Here is a 19,113-nt window from a genome sequence, read left to right as displayed (position 1 = left end):
ACGGCCCACCATCTTAAAGTTTTTTAGATTGTAAAAGCAGTAGAAAGTTTTAAGATGGGCCGTTAGCTCAGTCGGTAGAGCAGTTGACTTTTAATCAATTGGTCGCAGGTTCGAATCCCGCACGGCCCACCATCTTAGCTCTTATTAGTAGCAAACTCGCAGATACCCCGACAAGCTGGTCGCAGGTTCGACCCGTAGGGTTGAAGCCGAAGGCTAAACAATCCCGCACGGCCCACCATCTTAGCTCTTATTAGTAGCAAACTCGCAGATACCTCGACAAGCTGGTCGCAGGTTCGACCCGTAGGGTTGAAGCCGAAGGCTGAACAATCCCGCACGGCCCACCATCTTAGTTCTTATCAGTAGCAAACTCGCAGATACCCCGATAAGTATTGCCATCTAACGGCTCACAAAATATAGCAGTCCTTTGCCATATACTTGATGCTATTTTCTAGTGCTAAATATCTTCAGCGATTAATCCGTTGTCCATTAGAATATCTCTGACTAAAGCTTGCATTTTATTTCCTACTGCTAGTTTTCCGTCATAACCTAATAATGGGGCCAACTCGGTTGCTACTTCAAGAAAACATGCCATCAAACAATTAAGTGATAGCGCTGCTTTTTGGGCGGTACTACAATCGAAAATAGTTTCGAGTGCATTGATAAAATGTTCAGGCATCCAATCATGGTATTTTCGACCACCATACCAAACATTTTGTTCAGTCATACTTTTGTTAGAAACTAAAAGTTCTAATAAAGATAAGAAATTTTGCTTCATATCTGCACTTCGAGACCAAGCCATCCACAGCTCATTACGTGTTAATGCAATCGCAACTTGATGCGCTTCATACCAAAAATCAGAAATTAGTTCTTCAAACTCTGTTTCAGTCAGTGCGCTAGGCAGTAGTGATGTATTATTTGATTTAGTTGGCAGCCCATCAGTAATGCCACTTTTATCTAATAAAACGGCATAGCCACGAGAAAAAGTACCGTCTAAACCTTCTTTTTTCATCTTACTAAGGCGTTCAGGCTCTGCGAAGGTGAAATCAACTTTCCTACCCTCCTCATAAATGACTAAACAAGTTGGTGATTCTGGCTCGTTTTCACCACCATTTAAGAGATGTAATGCAACGAGTGGTTGCCCAAAATGATTAATCCATTCCTTTTCAGTAAATAGCTCAGTAACACCGTGACCAATTAATTCGATGTCTATATCTGAATAGCTATCTATATGTTGCTCTCGTCCTCTAGAGCCGGTCAGCACAACAGCCTCAATTCTAGGATCAAGTAATGAAATAGAAATTATTTTATTTATTAACGATGCAGGTGATTCCATAACTAACCTATCTAGTATAACAAGAACGACTACGATACCGATAAAGTGGATTAAAAGCGAAAAAACTAATGTAAAGCAAGTAAAGGGTATCAGGTATAGATAAAAACAGTTTGGTTTGCTAAAAATGGTAAAGACTTGTTCGTTAAAGTGGGGTATCGTGTTTAGTATATAAAACAAAAATAAGCGTATTGAGTGATTTAATTCTCGATTGTCGTTATAAAATCGCGTTATGCTAAACAGAGGCAAGAGATGAGCGAGTTTATTGATTTTAACCAGTCAATTTATCCATTCCCGGCTAAACCTGCGTTACTAAGCTCGGATGAAAAAGCATTTTATCGGGAACGAATCAAATCGTTGCTGATTGAAAAAAATGCGGTGATCGTGGCCCATTATTATACCGACCCAGAAATCCAAGCGTTAGCTGAAGAAACTGGTGGATGTGTTGCAGACTCATTAGAAATGGCGCGCTTTGGCTCTCTTCATCCCGCGTCTACATTATTAGTTGCTGGGGTTCGATTTATGGGGGAAACCGCTAAAATCTTAAGTCCAGAAAAAAATGTATTAATGCCAACATTGGACGCCCAATGTTCATTAGATTTGGGTTGCCCAGAAGACGAATTTGCTCGTTTTTGCGATGAACATCCAGATAGAACAGTTGTTGTTTATGCGAATACATCTGCTGCTGTCAAAGCTCGAGCTGACTGGGTGGTAACATCTAGTATTGCCGTTGAGCTGATCGATCACCTCGATAGCCTAGGTGAAAAAATTATTTGGGCGCCAGACCGTCATTTAGGCCGATATGTGCAACAGCAAACAGGTGCGGATATTTTATGTTGGGATGGCGCTTGTATCGTTCACGATGAATTTAAAACGCAATCATTGGAAAAAATGAAAGCGTTATATCCAGAAGCAGCAGTGCTTGTTCATCCTGAATCTCCTCAAGCTATTGTTGAACTTGCTGATGCGGTTGGTTCGACTAGCCAATTAATTAAAGCGGCTCAAACCTTACCGAATCCTTCTATGATAGTGGCGACCGATAAAGGCATTTTTTACAAAATGCAGCAGGCATGTCCTGATAAGTCATTATATATCGCTCCAACGGCTGGTGAGGGAGCAACTTGTCGAACATGTGCACATTGCCCTTGGATGGCAATGAATGGTTTAAAAGCGATTGCAGAGGCGCTAGAGGGACGTGAACAACAGCATCAAATTCAAGTGAGCGAGCAGCTACGACAAAAAGCTATGTTACCATTAAATAAAATGTTGGATTTTGCCATGAGCCTAAAATAGGCGTACACAATTTAGTGGTCATGGTCGTAATGAGCAATGCTATTTTAACACAAACTTATATAGGATTTAGGGATGGATTTCTTTAGCACAACCAATACGTTAGTTCAAATTCCGTTATGGGATTCAGTTTATGATCTATCGTATATTGAAGCCGTCGGTACTATTGCAGGTTTACTCTGCATTTTACTGGCAAGCTTTGAGAAAACGATTAATTACTTGTTTGGACTGATTAACGTTACGTTATTTGCGGTAATTTTCTTTCAAATTCAGCTGTATGCAAATTTGCTATTACAAGTTTTTTTCTTTGTGGCAAATATCTATGGGTGGTATGCCTGGAGTCGAGTTACCAGCAGCCAACAGGCGGAGCTACAAATTCGCTGGTTAAGTTTACCTAAAGCAATGATGACATTAGTCGTGTCAGTGTTAGCTATAGCTTACCTAACCTTTAATATTGATGCAGTATTTGGTGTATTAGCGACATGGGCTGTTGAATTATTGAATGCATTTGGCGCTAACCTGGCTATGCCAACTATTGAACCTGATGCATTCCCATTCTGGGATTCGACAATGACGGTATTATCAGTTGTTGCCATGGTGTTGATGACACGCAAATATGTTGAAAACTGGCTAGTATGGGTGGTTATCAATATTATTAGTATTGTGATTTTCTTTATTCAGGGTGTTTACGCAATGTCTTTAGAGTATTTGATATTGCTTGGTATCGCACTAAATGGCTCAAGACTGTGGATTCGCTCCGCAAAAGAAAATGGCTATTCACCATTGGCGCGCAAGTAGTTCTCAATGAGGATTAAGCCGCCTAGTTATATTTAAGCGTTAAATTGTACGAAAGTACAAAAAAACAACTTAAAACGGCTAAAGTAACATTATCGTTATTTTGCCGTTTTTTCTTTTTTTTGCACTGTTAGATGACCTATAAGCCTAGTTATTGTGCTAAATAATAACATATGACCTCATTTTATAATCAGAAGCAGAATAAATAGTCATTTCATCCGGTATTTGACTGTTTACAGGAGGCGTTTGAACAGTTAGATTGAAAATTCGATGCCTGTGATCTTCAAGTTTTTGGTTATAAATTTGGGCGCTGTAAGGAACTTCAGTTATTTGCCCAAGAGCGCTTTATTATTTGTGATGTGACAAATCTATTGCGTGAGAAGTTTACTGTATGAAAACTTGAAATCAATTGGGTATGCAAATCAACTAAAGTAAAAATAATAAACATTGGATATACAGGTATGAATTTTCAGAACGATGACGTTAGAATAAAACAAATAACAGAGTTATTACCTCCGATTGCTTTGCTTGAAAAATTTCCAGCAACTGAGAAAGCGGCGTTTACCGTTCATGAAGCACGCCTTGCTATTCATAATATTTTAGTAGGTAAAGACGATCGCTTAGTTGTGGTGATTGGCCCTTGTTCTATTCATGATACCAAAGCGGCATTGGAATATGCCCAACGCTTAATTAAGTTGCGTGAAGAGCTAAAAGGTTCACTTGAAATTGTTATGCGTGTCTATTTTGAAAAACCGCGAACAACAGTAGGCTGGAAAGGGCTTATTAACGATCCTCATATGGATAATAGCTTTAATATTAATGATGGTTTGCGTATTGCTCGTGAATTATTATTAACCATTAATGATCAAGGTTTACCGACTGCTGGTGAGTTTTTGGATGTGATTAGCCCACAATATGTGGCTGATTTGATGAGCTGGGGCGCAATCGGTGCGCGCACCACTGAATCACAAATTCACCGTGAATTAGCATCTGGGCTTTCTTGCCCGGTTGGGTTTAAAAATGGTACAGATGGCACAATTAAAATTGCTATTGATGCGATTAATTCTGCACGCTCTGGGCACTGTTTCTTATCGGTCACTAAATGGGGGCATTCTGCAATTGTGAATACAGGCGGAAACCCTGATTGTCATATTATTTTACGTGGCGGTAAAACACCTAATTACAGCGCTGAGCATGTAAAAGCGGTAGGTGAAAACTTAACAGCGGCAGGTTTAGTACCTAGTATCATGATTGACTTTAGCCATGCTAATAGTAGCAAAAAGTTTGAAAAACAAATGGAAGTATCCACTGATGTTAGCCAACAGATCAGCCAAGGTGACCGTTCAATTACAGGTATTATGATTGAAAGTAATCTGGTTGAAGGTAACCAGAACTTGGAATCTGGCGAACCACTAGTTTATGGCAAAAGTGTTACTGATGCATGTATTGGTTGGGATGATACTGAAAAAGTGTTACGTCAGCTATCTGATGCGGTAATTGCTCGCCGTAATCGATAAAATTTAGTCATAATAAAGCCAGTTATCGCGATGAAATAACCTCGTTAAACTGGCTTTATTGTTTTATCTATTTTTGAATTCTATTTAATAACTCTTCCAGTTTAGTTTGCTCTTCAGGTGTTGCATTCGCTGGAGTTGCCGTTAATTGCAGTACTTCAGTATCCGTCTGAACATCAAAATACATTTTTCCTTTTTCGCTTTTAACATATTTCACGTCTTGAAGTGGAATTCGATAGCAATGGGCAAAAATATTCGGGCGAATATAAAAGTGTGCATCTTTAATCGCTAAATAAATACTATTGCTGGCACGTTTACCAAAAAAGCCGATAAATATCGTAAGTACGAATAAGAACATACCTAAGCTTTGACTCAATATGATGAAGGCAATGCTGACGATGGCTAATGGGATGACAATCAGGGTATTTTGGCGTTTATTAAATGGTAGACTGATATCAAAATCGACATTGATGGTGGTATCAAAAGGGGTTAATTGATGGTAGCGCCAGCGGATCGCTGAAAAAACCATACCCATCGCAAATACAATTGTAATTGGCATTAATGCTATGCTACTAATGATGGCTACCGCAATGGATAGTCTAGGCTTATAGCTCATTAACATCATGCTGAGAAGTTGTATGGGAAAGCTGACACAGGCGATAATCATTAAGGTCTTCATTAGCTCAGCGTTTGCTGCGCCATTCGAGCCATCGACGATAAGTTCACCGGTTTGGATCATATAAACTAGCGTTCCTAAAATACTGGCGCTCAGTACTAGCCCCACCCAAACATAGAGATTAAATTTATTCATTTTTGTTTTATAAGCCTTTCAATTATTTTTCTCTATGATAGTCGGTTCTGGCCTTTTCTAAAACCATAGTGACATTATTCTTATCAAAGATATATGGACGCTTATTGATAGATAACTGATATCAAATAAAAAAGGATTGAGTGATTAGCTCAATCCTTAATATCAGAGGTTAAGAAAGTAAATTACTTAGCTTTACCTTGATTCGCTACAGCAGCTTGTTTTGCCGCGATTTCGTCTTGGTTGCCCAAGTAGTAACGTTTGATAGGTTTCATGTTTTCATCGAATTCATAAACCATCGGTACGGCTGTCGGGATATTCAGGTTTAGAATTTCATCTTCACCCATGTTATCCAAGTATTTTACTAATGCACGCAGTGAGTTACCGTGCGCAGCAATGATAACTTGCTCGCCACTTTCAACACGTGGTTTGATAACCTCTTCCCAATAAGGAATAACACGCTCGATAGTCGTTGCTAAGCTTTCAGTTACAGGTAATTCGCTGTCTGAAAGTTTTGCGTAGCGTGGGTCGTGACCTGGGTAACGTTCATCATCTTTGGTTAATTCTGGTGGTGTGATTGCAAAACCACGGCGCCACAGTTTAACTTGCTCGTCACCGTATTTAGCGGCAGTTTCTGATTTGTCTAAACCTTGCAGAGCACCATAGTGGCGTTCATTTAATTTCCAGCTTTTTTCAACAGGCAGCCATTGCTGTTCAACCTGATCAAGAATGCCCCATAAGGTATGGATAGCACGTTTTAGTACTGAGGTATAAGCAAAATCAAAAACAAAGCCTTCATCTTTTAACAGTTGACCTGCGATTTTTGCTTCTTCACGGCCTTTTTCTGATAATTCTACATCAGTCCAACCTGTGAAACGGTTTTCTTTGTTCCACTCACTTTCACCGTGTCTTACCAAAACCAGTTTAGTTACAGCCATAGCTAAAACTCCTATCAGTACATTCAAAATTAGAAATAAATCATTGCTGACTTATATTATAGGGATAGTCAAACCGAACGCTAGTAGCAACTGACTATTTACCCAAACCAAATCAAAAAACTCATCGCCAATCCTATTTCTAAGTGAAAATTTAACCTAGAAAGCGATAAAAAAATGGTTCGAGCTGTTGTTTTTTTATCCAATAAACATTTTTACTGGATAAGTGAAAAATAACAGATGAACTAGATTTAACCCGAAGTGAAACGATACAGCAAGCCATAATTTACCACTCCACATCCAAGCTAGACCATAAATGACACCAGAAAGGGTTGCAAAGAGGATTAATAATGGGCCACCAGCAAAATGTAAGCCACCAAATAATAGCGCACTGAGTATCAGAGCAAGGTAAGGAGAGCCAAGCCATAACGTTAGGCGTTGCTGTAAATATCCTCGAAATAGTGCTTCCTCAGCTAACGATACAAAAAATAGATTACAAAGAATGAAAGCGGGTAGCCATGTAGGAAAGTGTAATTCAAAGCCAAGGCCGCCTGCAAAAGCGGCAACGAGAAGTAGAATGGGAACCGCGATGACAAGTAATCCCCATTGGCGCCATGTCGCAGTTTTGGTTGGACGAGAAGAAAATAGTGTTGGTAAACAGGCTAATAGAATAAAAGGGATCAGTGCCTTATCAAAATTAAAATACATGCTAAAGGGTGAGCTTTGTGGCCCTACGATCACTTTATCTAAATATTTTGTGTTATTAAAGCCCGGAAAAAGATGAATAAAGAGTCCAACGGCGCATCCAATAAGCATAATTTCACTACTGATTTTTAAGATTAAGTTATGTTTAAAGTAGAAATGAATCCCTCCAATAATAACAATAAAAGTCAGAAGTAAAATTACTTGCCAGTTGATGATATGAGCAAAAAAAGCTAAGCCAATAGAAACTAATAGTAGCAAAGCAGCGATTAATCGATGTGACGAAAGTATTGCAAGTGAAGAGGCCAACGTTAACCAAACCATAAAAAAACACCTAGATAAGTATTTGAAATTATTAAGAGCGAAAGAGTTTAAGGATTTTCATTCTCATTTCGACTTGAAATTGAATTAATCTTATTGATTCCACAGAAAGGTTTTAAAAATTAGTAGATTAGCTATTTATATATTTGATACTTATTATTAATCATTGGATTAAATTCGCCGATAAACAGTGAGTTATTGCTTACCGGCGCAGATCAGAGTAAAGAACAGAAAACAGAGTTTCTATTTAAAGTGTTTCAATATCATAGCGATATTTATTTCCCTCAGGAACAAAGATCAACCGATGAGTAATACAAGATGGTGCATCTTCTTGATGATGAGACACAAACAAAAGTTGGGTTGTCCCTTGGCTCAACATAACATCAATAAAACGTAGTACTAACAAACGGTTAATTCCATCTAATCCTTGTAAAGGCTCATCTAAAATAAGCATCGCAGGGTGTTTAACCAATGCCCGAGCGATTAAAGCTAATCGTTGCTGTCCCCAAGATAAACTATGAAATGGTTGTTGCGCTGTTTTCGCAGGAAAACCCAATAGCCTCAGCCATTCATGAGCCAATTGTATTTGCCTATCTGAAGGGGTTTGATACAAGCCAATAGAGTCATGAAATCCTGAGATAATCACGGTAATTACATTAGTGGATACGCGATATTCTTGGTGAATACTGTTGCTGACATAACCAATATGACGTTTGATATCCCAAATAGTTTCACCAGTGCCTCTGCGCTGGCCAAAGAGGGTTAAATCATTGCTGTAGCCTTGAGGATGATCACCTGTAATCAAACTTAATAAGGTTGATTTTCCTGCACCATTTTCACCAATAATTTGCCAGTGTTCATTTGGGTTCACTTGCCAGTTCAAACCATGCAAAATAGGTTTATCGTTATAACTTACCACCCCATTTTTTAGAATGATGCGAGGCGTTTCGTTATCAAGTCCATTATCGCTGGTGGGATCTTCTGTTTCGGGAATCGAAAGCTGTTTAATTTTTTCGCTGTGCTGTAACTGCGTGATAAGCGTGTTAGCGAGTACTGACTCTCTCTTTCCACAAAGGCTTAGAGAACAATCTGCGACAATTCCCATATTTTCAATAAATTCAGGTAATTCATCGAAACGGTTGAGTACTAAAACAAGGGTGAGGCCTTTTTCAGATAACGAATATAATAGTTCGCTAAGATTATTTCTTGAGTAAATATCAAGGCCATCAAAAGGTTCGTCGAGAATCAAAAGGTCAGGTTGCCCCATTAAGGTTTGGCAGAGTAATACTTTGCGCGTTTCCCCTGATGAGAGGTATTTAAACCGGCGAGAAAGTAAGTCGCTAATCCCAAATTTGGCAGCAAGCTCTAAGCAATATTCATTATCTTTATGATTGAATTGTATAATTTCAGCTGCGGTATAGCCGGTATCATCTTCATCATCACTGAGCAAATCGGTATTATTGCGCTGCCATTCTTCACTAATGATTTTTTGTAATTGCTCAAAAGAAAGGCGAAAAGGTGCGTTAAAGGTACTTTTTACAACACCAGAAAGAGGAAGAAGCTCACCGGAAAGAACGCGTGCGAGGGATGATTTACCACTTCCGTTGGCGCCAATAAATGCCCAACTATCCCCTTTATTTATGGTTAATTCAGGGATGTTGAGAGTCTGGGTGTCACTGAGCTTAAAGCTGCCATGCTGTATTGTTATTGTGCTCATCAAGCTTCCTTATCGTTATTATTGACCATGCCTTCTATCACAAATAATCAGGATTGAAGACAAAGTCAACAGTTGAACGATATCTCAGGCTAAATAAAGCGAATGCGCGTTAATTTTGTAAGATAATAAAATCTGTAAGATTTAACAAAGTGTTGCGATAATGACCTGATCTGCATTGAATAGGGCAGTAACATCATCATTAATATTTAATTTTAGTGTATCGACGTCTGAATTGCTTAATGTTGAGCACAAGGTTTCGCCACCTGATAGGGTTAGTAATACTTCACTGTTTTCTTTTCCGCGCTCTAATGTGGTGACTTTACCCGGTAAATGGTTATCAAAATTATGTGAGTTAGTTTGTTTGGTCAGTTTGACCCAAGGAGCCTTGATTAGCGCTAGAACTTCTTTACCTTCAATAAGCCCTAAACGGTTCGCACTTTGTTCCGTTAGCGCGGCATTGATAACGGTACGGTTATCTGCAAGGCGAATTTGTACATGCTGTTGGACATGGTTGTGGTCACGAGCGATTAAGGTGCCGAAAAATTGATTACGGGCACTGGTTTGTAACGAGAAACGTGAAATTGCGGCGAGCAGGCTATCGAGAGGCAAATTATCTTCTTTGAGTACATCAAAGGCTTTTTGCTGGATTTGTGCCAGTAAATCGTAAAGTTGAAGTAAGCGCTCACCATAAGGTGTTAATGTGGTGCCACCGCCGCCTTTGCCACCAGTGGCTCTATTTAGCAGAACATCATCGGTGAGTTGATTCATTTCGTTAATTGCATCCCACGCACTTTTATAGCTAATACCTGCCAATTTAGCGCCTTGGCTAATTGAACCTGTCGCTTTTATTTGTTTTAACAGTGCAATACGACGAGGGTCAGCAAATAAACTACCCTGTAATTTCAATGTGAGTAAAATTTCTGCCTGCATAATATTGACCCCTTTTGTCAGATTGGTCGAGATGGACCTAAAAAGCACGTTTAGCATGACGTTATAGTGATAATATCGCTAAAATAGCCTGCATTATACCTGTCTTACTTCAAATTACATGGGTGTAGTTATTGCTAAGGCATTTAAATCACTTAGTTAGGTGTGTTTATTGGAACTGCTTCCCTTAGCATTTACATGCAATTTAAATTATATAGGGTATATCATCTGATTATGCGTTATTATTTAAATTCGGTTATTTTTTCCTCGTCAGCGTATCAGTAGGCTGGTGGGCACAGTATCACTGAAGAGGCTTTTAATGTTAGAACTGATAAAAAGTTTGGGCTTCGCCCTCATGATGGTTCCAGTTGTGATGTTTTTGATTATGGGACTGATTTATGGTCTTGGTGCTTTCTTTAACTTGTTGTCAAAAGCACACGTTCCACATCATCACAATTCTGAGAACAAGTAGCGCTTAGCTAATTTGTTTTCTATCTAATTATTTGCCCCTTGAATATTTCAATGTTCAGGGGGCAATATCATTTAGCATTATGTTTCCTTGCTCAATAAGTTACAGGCGCTCAGTTTCCTTAGTTTTATAAAAAATATCATCATGGTATACGCCGTATAGCTGACGACGGATTTGTTGATTGAATAATCGCTGTTCTTCAATAGATTTTTTCACGAACTCTTGGGTAAATGATTTTAATTTATCCTCTGGATTTTGTTCTGGTGTCTGACAAATCAGTTCAATAGCTTTAACAACAAACAGCCCACAGCCATTGGGCGCGTTATCTTGAATGTTCCTTTCGATAAATGTGATATCAGACTCTTCTGTCAGTCCCGCTTTTTTTGCTGATCTGGTTAGGTTCACTTTTATGGACTGATCTAATTCATGATAGGAGTTAAATACGATGTTTTTAACTTTATTATCAGATAGATCTTTATAGAGCATAAATAAAATCCAGTGATTTCCTGTATTGATTGGAAATAATTCAGGCTGATTAAGAAAATTTTTATCTTTTTGTTTTTCTTAAATTATTTCATTTAATATATTGTCATGTGAATGTGTGATGCCAATAGGGAAGTTAATTGAAATATCAGGGGTACCACGAGCTATTTTTTTAGTCGTTGCATTAATTTCATCTGTTTGCAGCATCCGATTCTCCCCCCAAATATCAAGCTCACCAAGTTGTTCATTGGGTGATTGAGCGGATTGATTTCCTATTAAAAGCATCGATAATGCCTGTTTCTCGGTTATATTGGTGAGGGTAGAGCCCGCGATATAAAGAAGTTTCGACGGTGCATGAAGTTTCTGCATATCATTATTATTTTTGGTTCTATTATGATGAGCTATGTTATATAGCGCTAAGCTCGCTTTTTGTATTTCACTATCAACTCCCTTTTGTATTTTGTTAGCACTTCCCTTTTTTTCTGATTGATTTCCGCTAAATAAATTGAATAACTCATTTTCAGCTTGTTGACCAATGGCATCTTGTCGTAATGCGATATTATTTAGTGCTTCAATACTATAAAAATCACCATTTCTTGCCGATATACATAATGTCTCAAAAATGTCAGGTTTGATTATGTCCATGAATAAGTGATTAAACTGGGTAACATTTAGCGAAGGAAGGTAAGAGGGGATCATCATTATTTTTTCCTTTTATATATTGCAGGTAATCGTCAGCAAATAATATTGCTATGCTTATTATTCGCGATTGTAAAATTACAAGAAAAATAAATAGCCAACTATATAAAAGCGATTTTGTTGGAAAAATAAACAAGCTACCCATAATTTTGTAAGTATAGCGGGGCACTAAATTGCCTGTTTTATTGCGTTAGCACACTTTTATTCATACTTTGTCTTTAAGTTATCGTTGTGTCCTGATATATATAGCGAGTTAACTCATACTATGGTGGATTAAAATGAAAAAAGGTTTAGTAAAACTGCTCGCTGGCGCCACGCTAACATTGACGATGGCAAGTCATAGCTTTGCGGCTGAAAAAATTACAGTATTTGCTGCGGCATCACTGACGAACGCACTGAATGAAATATCTGAGCAATACAAAAAAGATCATAATGTTGAAGTGGTGGCCTCTTATGCATCATCGTCAACGTTAGCTCGCCAAATCGAGCAGGGCGCACCTGCGAATATGTTTATTTCGGCTGATCAGCAGTGGATGGACTATATTATTGATAAAAAAATAATGGTTGCTGATACGCGTTATACTTTGCTAGGTAACGAATTAGTACTGATTGCGCCGAAAGACTCTAAAATCGATAAAGTTGAAATTAATAAACAAACTGATTGGAAAAAACTATTAGATGGCGGTCGCTTAGCGGTTGGCGATCCTGATCATGTTCCTGTCGGTATCTATGCAAAAGAAGCGTTAACTAGTTTAGGTGCTTGGGATACAGTCAATCCATTGTTAGCACGTACTAATAACGTGCGTAGTGGAATGGCACTGGTTGAACGTCAAGAAGCTCCACTGGGCATTGTTTATGGTTCAGACGCAGTAGCAAGTCAAAAAGTTAAAGTAGTTGGTATCTTTCCTGCTGATTCACATAAACCCGTTGAATATCCAATGGCTATTGTGAAAGATCAGGATAATAAAGCGACTCGTGACTATTATGAATATTTGAAAACCCCAGCGGCTTCAGAAGTATTCAAACGTTACGGTTTTACTCCACGTTAATAATTTTTGTTAAGAGACTATCGTATTGCAGATGTTAAGTGCTTATGAATGGGAAGCGATTTATCTAAGTCTAAAGGTGTCGGGAGTTGCGGTGGCATTTAGTCTGCCTCTTGGCATTCTTGTTGCTTGGATATTAGTCCGTTGTAATTTTCCGGGTAAAACACTGCTCGATAGCATTATCCATCTACCACTGGTATTACCGCCGGTGGTAGTGGGTTATTTGTTATTGATAAGTATGGGAAAACGCGGTTTTATTGGTGAATGGCTATATGATTGGTTTGGCTTTAGCTTTACCTTTAGTTGGCGCGGCGCGGCATTAGCCTCAGCGGTGGTTGCTTTTCCGCTCATGGTCAGGGCTATCCGTTTAGCTCTTGAAGCAGTCGATAGAAAATTGGAGCAAGCTGCTAGAACATTAGGGGCAACACCTCTAATGGTTTTCTTTACTATTACGATCCCACTTTCTTTACCGGGTATTATTGTCGGTACCGTGTTAGCTTTTGCGCGTTCTCTTGGTGAATTTGGTGCGACGATTACTTTCGTTTCCAATATTCCTGGTGAAACGCAGACTATTCCTCTCGCTATGTACACCTTGATAGAAACCCCTGGCGCAGAAGTGGATGCAGCGCGTTTGTGTATTATCGCGATTATTTTAGCCTTGGTTTCTTTATTAATTTCAGAGTGGCTGACCCGTTGGGGTAAAAAGCGTTTGGGAGTTGCTTGATATGTTAGAACTTGATTTCTCCCAAAAACTGGGTGAATTACAACTAGAAGTTAAAACTCAGTTACCCACCGAGAGTATAACTGCCGTTTTTGGACTTTCAGGTGCCGGAAAAACGTCATTAATCAATGTAATTGGCGGATTAACCAAGCCCAATAAAGGGCGGATAGTGCTCAATGGACGCACCTTGGTCGATACTGAAAAACGCATTTGTTTACCACCTGAAAAGCGTCATATTGGTTATGTATTTCAAGATGCACGGTTGTTTCCGCATTATCGAGTTAAAGGCAATTTGCGCTATGGTATGGCGCCAGTAATGAAAGCTCGTTTTGACGATATTGTGGAATTATTAGGTATTGAAGAGTTACTTCATCGTTTTCCTATTACGTTATCCGGTGGTGAAAAGCAACGGGTAGCGATAGGTCGCGCATTATTGACTGCGCCAGAAATTTTATTGATGGATGAACCTTTGGCCTCATTAGATCTACCTCGTAAACGTGAATTATTACCTTATTTAGAAAAGCTGTCACAAGATGTTAAAATCCCTATTTTGTATGTTAGTCATAGCCTTGATGAAATATTACGATTGGCGGATAAAGTTATCGTGATGGCTCAAGGTAAAGTGAAAGCCTTTGGCCCATTAGAAGAAGTGTGGGCAAGTAGTGCATTACGGCCGTGGTTGCAGCAAGAAACGCTGAGTAGCGTTATTGGAGTCGTGGTACACAGTCAGCACCCTGACTATGCGATGACTGCCGTGATGGTGGGCGGACAAAAATTGTGGATCCCTCGCGTGAATACTGTGCAAGGCAGTGAATTACGCATACGTATCGATGCATCGGATGTTTCATTGGTCTTAGAAAAACCGCAGGTTAGTAGTATTCGTAATATTCTATCAGCAGAAGTGGTGGAATGGATTGAAGATGGCGAACAAGTCGATGTTAAATTAGATTTAGGCGATGAACATTATCTTTGGGCGAGAATTACCCGCTGGGCGCGAGATGAGCTTTCTATTCGTAAGGGGCGAAAAGTCTATGCTCAGGTTAAGGCGGTCTCTCTCTCTCGCCAATTATAATGACTCGTTGTACTTCGCGCTGTGGCGTTGTTGGCTTCACTCAGTTATTCAGGTCACGTACTTATGTATGCTCCCCGAGGTATTGTTGAAAGGTAATCGTGAGGGATACTGGTCTATTACTGTGAGAGCGAATTGGTGTATTAATTTTCAGTTTATAAAGGGCGATACTTATATTCTGAACTATGAGGACTATCATTAATGAGACAGTTTAAAGTTTCACATCCTGGAGAGATCATTGCTCGCGACTTGGACGATATGGGTATCAGTGGTCGTCGTTTTGCATTAAATATTGGTGTTACACCTGCAACAGTATCTCGTTTTCTGGCTGGAAAAACGAACTTAACACCTTCACTGGCTATTCGAATTGCAGCCGCTTTAGGGAGTACTCCTGAGTTTTGGTTACGTCTTCAAACTGCTTATGATTTAAGGCAATTGGAGGACAAAATTGATACTTCGAAAATTGAACGATATGGTGAAAATACAGAAACAAATGAGATTTCATCAACTCATTGATGTAAAAGTGAATAACATAAACGAAAAAACCGCCTAAATTTAAGCGGTTTCATTAAAAGGCGAGTTAAGCTGAGATAGTGAAAAACCTCAAACAAACTGCTATAAAACGTATTTACGGATAACCTCGGCGATGCCGGGTTCGGTATTTTCACGGGTGACGAGAGCAGCTTGTTGTTTGATTTCATCAACGGCATTGCCCATAGCGACACCTAAACCTGCGGTGGTTAACATACTTAAGTCATTGAAGTTATCACCAAAAGCAACGACATCTTTCATCGTCATACCTTGTGATTCAACCCATTCTTTTAAGCGTTGACCTTTACTGTTACCTTTACGACCTACATCCACTTGATCAACCCAAGACCATTCACAATCAAGACCGAGATCGGTTTCGATTTCATGGATCACTTGGTTAAGTTGGTCGAGGTCAGGTGAGCTGACTGCAAACTTCCAAATAGAGTCATAGTCATGCATAACATGAGCAAAATCTTCAACAAATTCAATCGTTGGACGCTGAGCTTGTGGTAATGTTTCTGCCCAATTGAGCGTGCGTTTGATGCTCTCAGTCGGTGCGTTGTATAGCATTGCGTTATCAACATACATTAGATGTTGAATATCAGAGCCACGTAATTTATCAATCATACTGGTGACTGAATCTAGTGTCATAGGATTTGATTTGAGTACTTTTTTACCCAAATAATCATAAAGATAAGTCCCATTACAACAGATTGCAGGGGTATCAAGATCTAAAGCTTGGTAAAAAGGATGGATAGCCACATGGTGACGACCTGTCACGATAATGACTTTAACACCTTGGCGACGAGCTTCATTTAAGGCTGCTAAAGATTCAGGTAAAATTTTCTTTTGATGATCAAGCAGTGTTCCATCGAGATCGAGCGCAATAACGCGGTATGACATAAACGGCTCCACGTGATTTGAGAGGTTGCCTATATTACTGACATAGTAAATATAGGGGTAAAAAATGTTTAGGGTGTAGCAATAAGTCTATTAGCTTTAACATTAAGCTAGTTTTGTTTGTTTTAGCATCTTAACGGTAACTGAACCGTTTTAGTATCATTATTATTCAATCTTTTATAATTTGATCAGCGGTATTGTTGTCCGTGTTTATTTCTCTAAGTTAGCGCGATATTAAACGTGGTGTAATGTGCTTATTGGTATATTTTAGCTTGCGGTCTAACCTTAGGGTATAGTAAGAAATAGTGAGTATTATTTTAATATTTTCATCATGAATCAAGGAGCCAAGATGGATCAGGTTGTTTATATTGCAAGTCCCGAAAGTCATCAAATCCACGTGTGGTCGATGAACGAAGTTGGTGAGCTCACACTTATACAGACTGTTACGACGCCGGGACAGGTTCAGCCGATGGTCTTGAGCCATGATAAAAAACATCTTTATATAGGTGTGCGCCCTAATTTTCGTGTTGTGACTTATGAAGTGGAAGACAAAGGGACATTACGGTTAAAAGCAGAAACATCCATCCCCGGAACGCCAGTTCATTTATCTTTGGATAATAGCGGCCGATACCTGTTTGTCCCTTCTTATCACCAAGGTAATCTCGCGGTATTACCCATTAATAATGATGGCGTACCAAATTCTGCAATCCAAGTGATAGAAGGGCTGCGTAATCCCCATTCATCCCATGTTGATGCAGATAACCAACAATTATGGGTGCCGTGCTTAGGTGAAGACCATATCCGTTTGTTTGATTTACATGAAAATGGTTATTTAACGGAAGCAACCGCAGACCAAATTACAACTGCTACGCAATCTGGTCCTCGCCACCTCGCATTCCATCCAACAGAAAAAGTTATTTATTGTGTGAATGAGCTAGATTCAACGGTGGGCGTGTATCGTAAATTCACTCGCTATCGTAACATGCAAACCTTGGCAAATTACCCATTAGGCAACGAAAGCCAGCGCTGGGCGGCCGATATTCATATTACGCCAGATGGCCGTCATTTATATGTCAGTGAACGTTCCGAAAGCTATCTCAGCCACTATTTAGTTTCTGATAACGGTTGCGAGCTAACATTAGAAGCGCGTTACCCAACAGAGACACACCCAAGGGGCTTTAATATTGATGCAACAGGGCGCTTCTTAATTTCGAGTGGGCAAAAATCAGACCACATCTCAGTCTCTGAAATTGACTCGATTACGGGGAAATTGACGCAAATAGGTAGGTATGGGGTCGGGAAAGGCCCTATGTGGGTCTTAATCTAATACTCGTCATATTTCGCGCTACAGGGGTGTTGGCTGCACTTGCTCGCTCTAGTCACGTAGTTATCTACGCTCCTAGAGTCTCGCTCGTTGGCCGCCTACCTGTAACACGAACTATTTCTAGTCACGTAGTTATCTACGCTCCTAGAGTCTCGCTCGTTGGCCGCATTGCGACAGCCCGAACTATTTAGAGTATTATTTGAACAGTATGTTAAATAGAATATTTAAAATAATGAGTTAACTTAAAACTTTTTTGATCGTTTGGGTGATTTTACTTAGTTGTTCTGGGGTGATGATGTAGGGCGGCATCACGTAGATGAGTTTACCGAATGGACGGATCCAGACGCCATTTGCAACAAAAACCTTTTGTAGCGCAGCGGTGTCTACTGGCTGCTTCATTTCAATAACACCAATTGCACCAAGCACGCGTACATCTTGTACACTCGCGTAGTTTGCTAGAGGCATTAGTTCGCTAATTAATTGCTGCTCAATGTTGGCGATGGTTTGTTGCCAAGGGCTGTTAAGTAATAGCGTGATACTGGCATCAGCGACGGCGCAGGCGAGTGGATTAGCCATAAATGTTGGGCCGTGCATAAAGCAACCCGCTTCACCGTTACTGATCGTTTCAGCGACATGACGAGTCGTGATAGTCGCAGAGAGGGTCATATACCCTCCCGTTAATGCTTTGCCTAAACACATAATATCTGGTGAGATATCAGCGTGATGACAAGCAAAAAGTTTACCTGTACGACCAAAACCGGTGGCAATTTCATCAGCGATTAAGAGCAAATTATATTGATTGCATAAGTCGCGTACCCCCTTTAAATATTGAGGGTGATAAAAACGCATTCCACCAGCGCCTTGAACGATAGGTTCGAGGATGATCGCCGCTATTTCATGATTATTTTCTGCTAATTGTTGCTCAAGTGGCAGTAAGTCTGATTTATCCCATTCGTCGTTAAATCTACATTTTGGTGCATCAATAAAGATATGTGGTGGCAAATAGCCTTTGTACAAGCCATGCATGGAGTTGTCAGGGTCACAAACCGCCATTGCGCCGAAAGTATCACCGTGGTATCCATGGCGCAGCGTTAATATGCGTTGACGTTTCTCCCCTCTAGCTTGCCAATACTGCAAAGCCATTTTGAGCGCAACCTCTACCGCAACAGAACCTGAGTCGGCAAGAAAAACACACTCAAGAGGTTCAGGAGTGATAGCAACTAATTGTTTACACAGGTTAACTGCGGGTGGATGAGTTATTCCACCAAACATCACATGGGACATTTTTTCTAATTGATTAGCAGCAGCTAAGTTTAGTTTAGGATGATTGTAGCCATGAATTGCCGCCCACCAAGAAGACATTCCGTCTACTAACTTTTTTCCATCAGCCATTATTAGCTCGGCACCTTGTGCTGCTTTGATTGGATAAGCAGGAATTGGCTGGCTCATTGAGGTATAGGGATGCCAAATGTGTTTAGCATCAAAAGCAATATCAGAACTATCCATTTAATCTGTCGTCAACTTTTTTAAAT

20 protein-coding genes, 1 tRNA gene and 1 pseudogene are annotated in these 19,113 nt (G+C 39.7%); 12 read left to right on the top strand and 10 right to left on the bottom strand.

The genetic code is table 11. From position 1 onward, the window contains the following. Positions 1-56: 56 nt before the first annotated feature. Positions 57-132 (top strand) — tRNA-Lys (locus DD649_RS02650). A 322-nt stretch (positions 133-454) separates the two neighbouring features. On the opposite strand, the gene DD649_RS02645 is transcribed toward DD649_RS02650, so the two are convergent. Further along, positions 455-1,333, bottom strand: a complete 879-nt coding sequence (locus DD649_RS02645; RefSeq protein WP_294103330.1) for an aminoglycoside 6-adenylyltransferase — start codon at positions 1,331-1,333, stop codon at positions 455-457. Between the two features lie 249 nt (positions 1,334-1,582). On the opposite strand from DD649_RS02645, the gene nadA reads away from it, so the two are divergent. The 3 genes from nadA to aroG all read left to right on the top strand — a co-directional run bounded on the left by nadA (position 1,583) and on the right by aroG (position 4,932). After that, positions 1,583-2,623 (top strand): quinolinate synthase NadA, encoded by a 1,041-nt coding sequence (gene nadA / locus DD649_RS02640; RefSeq protein WP_294103328.1) that lies wholly within the window; start codon positions 1,583-1,585, stop codon positions 2,621-2,623. Positions 2,624-2,695: 72 nt separating this feature from the next. After that, on the top strand, positions 2,696-3,418 hold the full coding sequence (pnuC, locus tag DD649_RS02635) for a nicotinamide riboside transporter PnuC (protein WP_294103326.1): 723 nt from the start codon (positions 2,696-2,698) through the stop codon (positions 3,416-3,418). 458 nt (positions 3,419-3,876) lie between these two features. Continuing rightward, complete coding sequence (aroG, locus tag DD649_RS02630) at positions 3,877-4,932, top strand: 3-deoxy-7-phosphoheptulonate synthase AroG (protein WP_294103323.1); 1,056 nt, start codon at positions 3,877-3,879, stop codon at positions 4,930-4,932. Between the two features lie 67 nt (positions 4,933-4,999). On the opposite strand, the gene DD649_RS02625 is transcribed toward aroG, so the two are convergent. From DD649_RS02625 to modE, 5 genes are all read right to left on the bottom strand, one after another. Next, positions 5,000-5,740: a hypothetical protein gene (locus tag DD649_RS02625; protein WP_294103321.1), complete on the bottom strand. Its 741-nt coding sequence runs from the start codon at positions 5,738-5,740 to the stop codon at positions 5,000-5,002. A 182-nt stretch (positions 5,741-5,922) separates the two neighbouring features. Then, entirely contained in the window at positions 5,923-6,675 is a 753-nt protein-coding gene (gene gpmA, locus DD649_RS02620) for a 2,3-diphosphoglycerate-dependent phosphoglycerate mutase (RefSeq protein ID WP_294103319.1), read from the bottom strand. Between the two features lie 195 nt (positions 6,676-6,870). Beyond that, positions 6,871-7,698 (bottom strand): CPBP family intramembrane glutamic endopeptidase, encoded by an 828-nt coding sequence (locus tag DD649_RS02615; protein WP_294103317.1) that lies wholly within the window; start codon positions 7,696-7,698, stop codon positions 6,871-6,873. 244 nt (positions 7,699-7,942) lie between these two features. Then, positions 7,943-9,412, bottom strand: coding sequence for a molybdate ABC transporter ATP-binding protein ModF (gene modF, locus DD649_RS02610; protein ID WP_294103315.1), 1,470 nt, complete (start codon positions 9,410-9,412; stop codon positions 7,943-7,945). 141 nt (positions 9,413-9,553) lie between these two features. Then, positions 9,554-10,342, bottom strand: coding sequence for a molybdenum-dependent transcriptional regulator (gene modE / locus DD649_RS02605; RefSeq protein ID WP_294103313.1), 789 nt, complete (start codon positions 10,340-10,342; stop codon positions 9,554-9,556). Positions 10,343-10,658: 316 nt separating this feature from the next. On the opposite strand from modE, the gene DD649_RS02600 reads away from it, so the two are divergent. Next, complete coding sequence (locus DD649_RS02600) at positions 10,659-10,811, top strand: AcrZ family multidrug efflux pump-associated protein (protein WP_294103311.1); 153 nt, start codon at positions 10,659-10,661, stop codon at positions 10,809-10,811. A 99-nt stretch (positions 10,812-10,910) separates the two neighbouring features. Here the strand turns inward: DD649_RS02600 and DD649_RS02595 are convergent, their stop codons facing one another. Further along, entirely contained in the window at positions 10,911-11,324 is a 414-nt protein-coding gene (locus DD649_RS02595; protein ID WP_294103336.1) for a hypothetical protein, read from the bottom strand. Between the two features lie 48 nt (positions 11,325-11,372). Then, positions 11,373-11,993, bottom strand: a complete 621-nt coding sequence (locus DD649_RS02590) for a hypothetical protein (RefSeq protein ID WP_294103309.1) — start codon at positions 11,991-11,993, stop codon at positions 11,373-11,375. Positions 11,994-12,268: 275 nt separating this feature from the next. On the opposite strand from DD649_RS02590, the gene modA reads away from it, so the two are divergent. The 5 genes and pseudogenes from modA (at position 12,269) to DD649_RS02565 (ending at position 15,342) form a co-directional block, all read left to right on the top strand. Beyond that, positions 12,269-13,039, top strand: coding sequence for a molybdate ABC transporter substrate-binding protein (gene modA, locus DD649_RS02585; RefSeq protein ID WP_294103307.1), 771 nt, complete (start codon positions 12,269-12,271; stop codon positions 13,037-13,039). A 31-nt stretch (positions 13,040-13,070) separates the two neighbouring features. Next, positions 13,071-13,760, top strand: coding sequence for a molybdate ABC transporter permease subunit (gene modB / locus DD649_RS02580; protein ID WP_336428945.1), 690 nt, complete (start codon positions 13,071-13,073; stop codon positions 13,758-13,760). A gap of 1 nt (position 13,761) precedes the next feature. Beyond that, on the top strand, positions 13,762-14,829 hold the full coding sequence (modC, locus tag DD649_RS02575) for a molybdenum ABC transporter ATP-binding protein ModC (RefSeq protein WP_294103305.1): 1,068 nt from the start codon (positions 13,762-13,764) through the stop codon (positions 14,827-14,829). Positions 14,830-14,914: 85 nt separating this feature from the next. Next, positions 14,915-15,028 (top strand): annotated as a pseudogene (locus DD649_RS02570) (type II toxin-antitoxin system RelE/ParE family toxin); the annotation flags it as partial. Next, a complete protein-coding gene (locus DD649_RS02565; protein ID WP_336428938.1) occupies positions 15,028-15,342 on the top strand; it encodes a HigA family addiction module antitoxin in 315 nt (104 codons plus the stop codon). The pseudogene DD649_RS02570 and the gene DD649_RS02565, both read left to right, overlap by 1 nt. A 99-nt stretch (positions 15,343-15,441) precedes the next feature. On the opposite strand, the gene DD649_RS02560 is transcribed toward DD649_RS02565, so the two are convergent. Continuing rightward, entirely contained in the window at positions 15,442-16,260 is an 819-nt protein-coding gene (locus tag DD649_RS02560; RefSeq protein WP_294103301.1) for a pyridoxal phosphatase, read from the bottom strand. A 346-nt stretch (positions 16,261-16,606) separates the two neighbouring features. On the opposite strand from DD649_RS02560, the gene pgl reads away from it, so the two are divergent. After that, positions 16,607-17,584, top strand: a complete 978-nt coding sequence (gene pgl, locus DD649_RS02555; protein WP_294103298.1) for a 6-phosphogluconolactonase — start codon at positions 16,607-16,609, stop codon at positions 17,582-17,584. Further along, complete coding sequence (locus DD649_RS02550) at positions 17,569-17,772, top strand: hypothetical protein (protein ID WP_294103296.1); 204 nt, start codon at positions 17,569-17,571, stop codon at positions 17,770-17,772. Before pgl ends, DD649_RS02550 begins: the two co-directional genes overlap by 16 nt. A 46-nt stretch (positions 17,773-17,818) precedes the next feature. Here the strand turns inward: DD649_RS02550 and bioA are convergent, their stop codons facing one another. Then, on the bottom strand, positions 17,819-19,087 hold the full coding sequence (gene bioA / locus DD649_RS02545) for an adenosylmethionine--8-amino-7-oxononanoate transaminase (protein WP_294103293.1): 1,269 nt from the start codon (positions 19,085-19,087) through the stop codon (positions 17,819-17,821). Between the last annotated feature and the right edge of the window lie 26 nt (positions 19,088-19,113).

It is taken from the genome of Providencia sp., assembly GCF_003533305.1.
Lineage (GTDB): Bacteria > Pseudomonadota > Gammaproteobacteria > Enterobacterales > Enterobacteriaceae > Providencia.
This window is presented reverse-complemented; position numbering and strand designations above follow the sequence as displayed.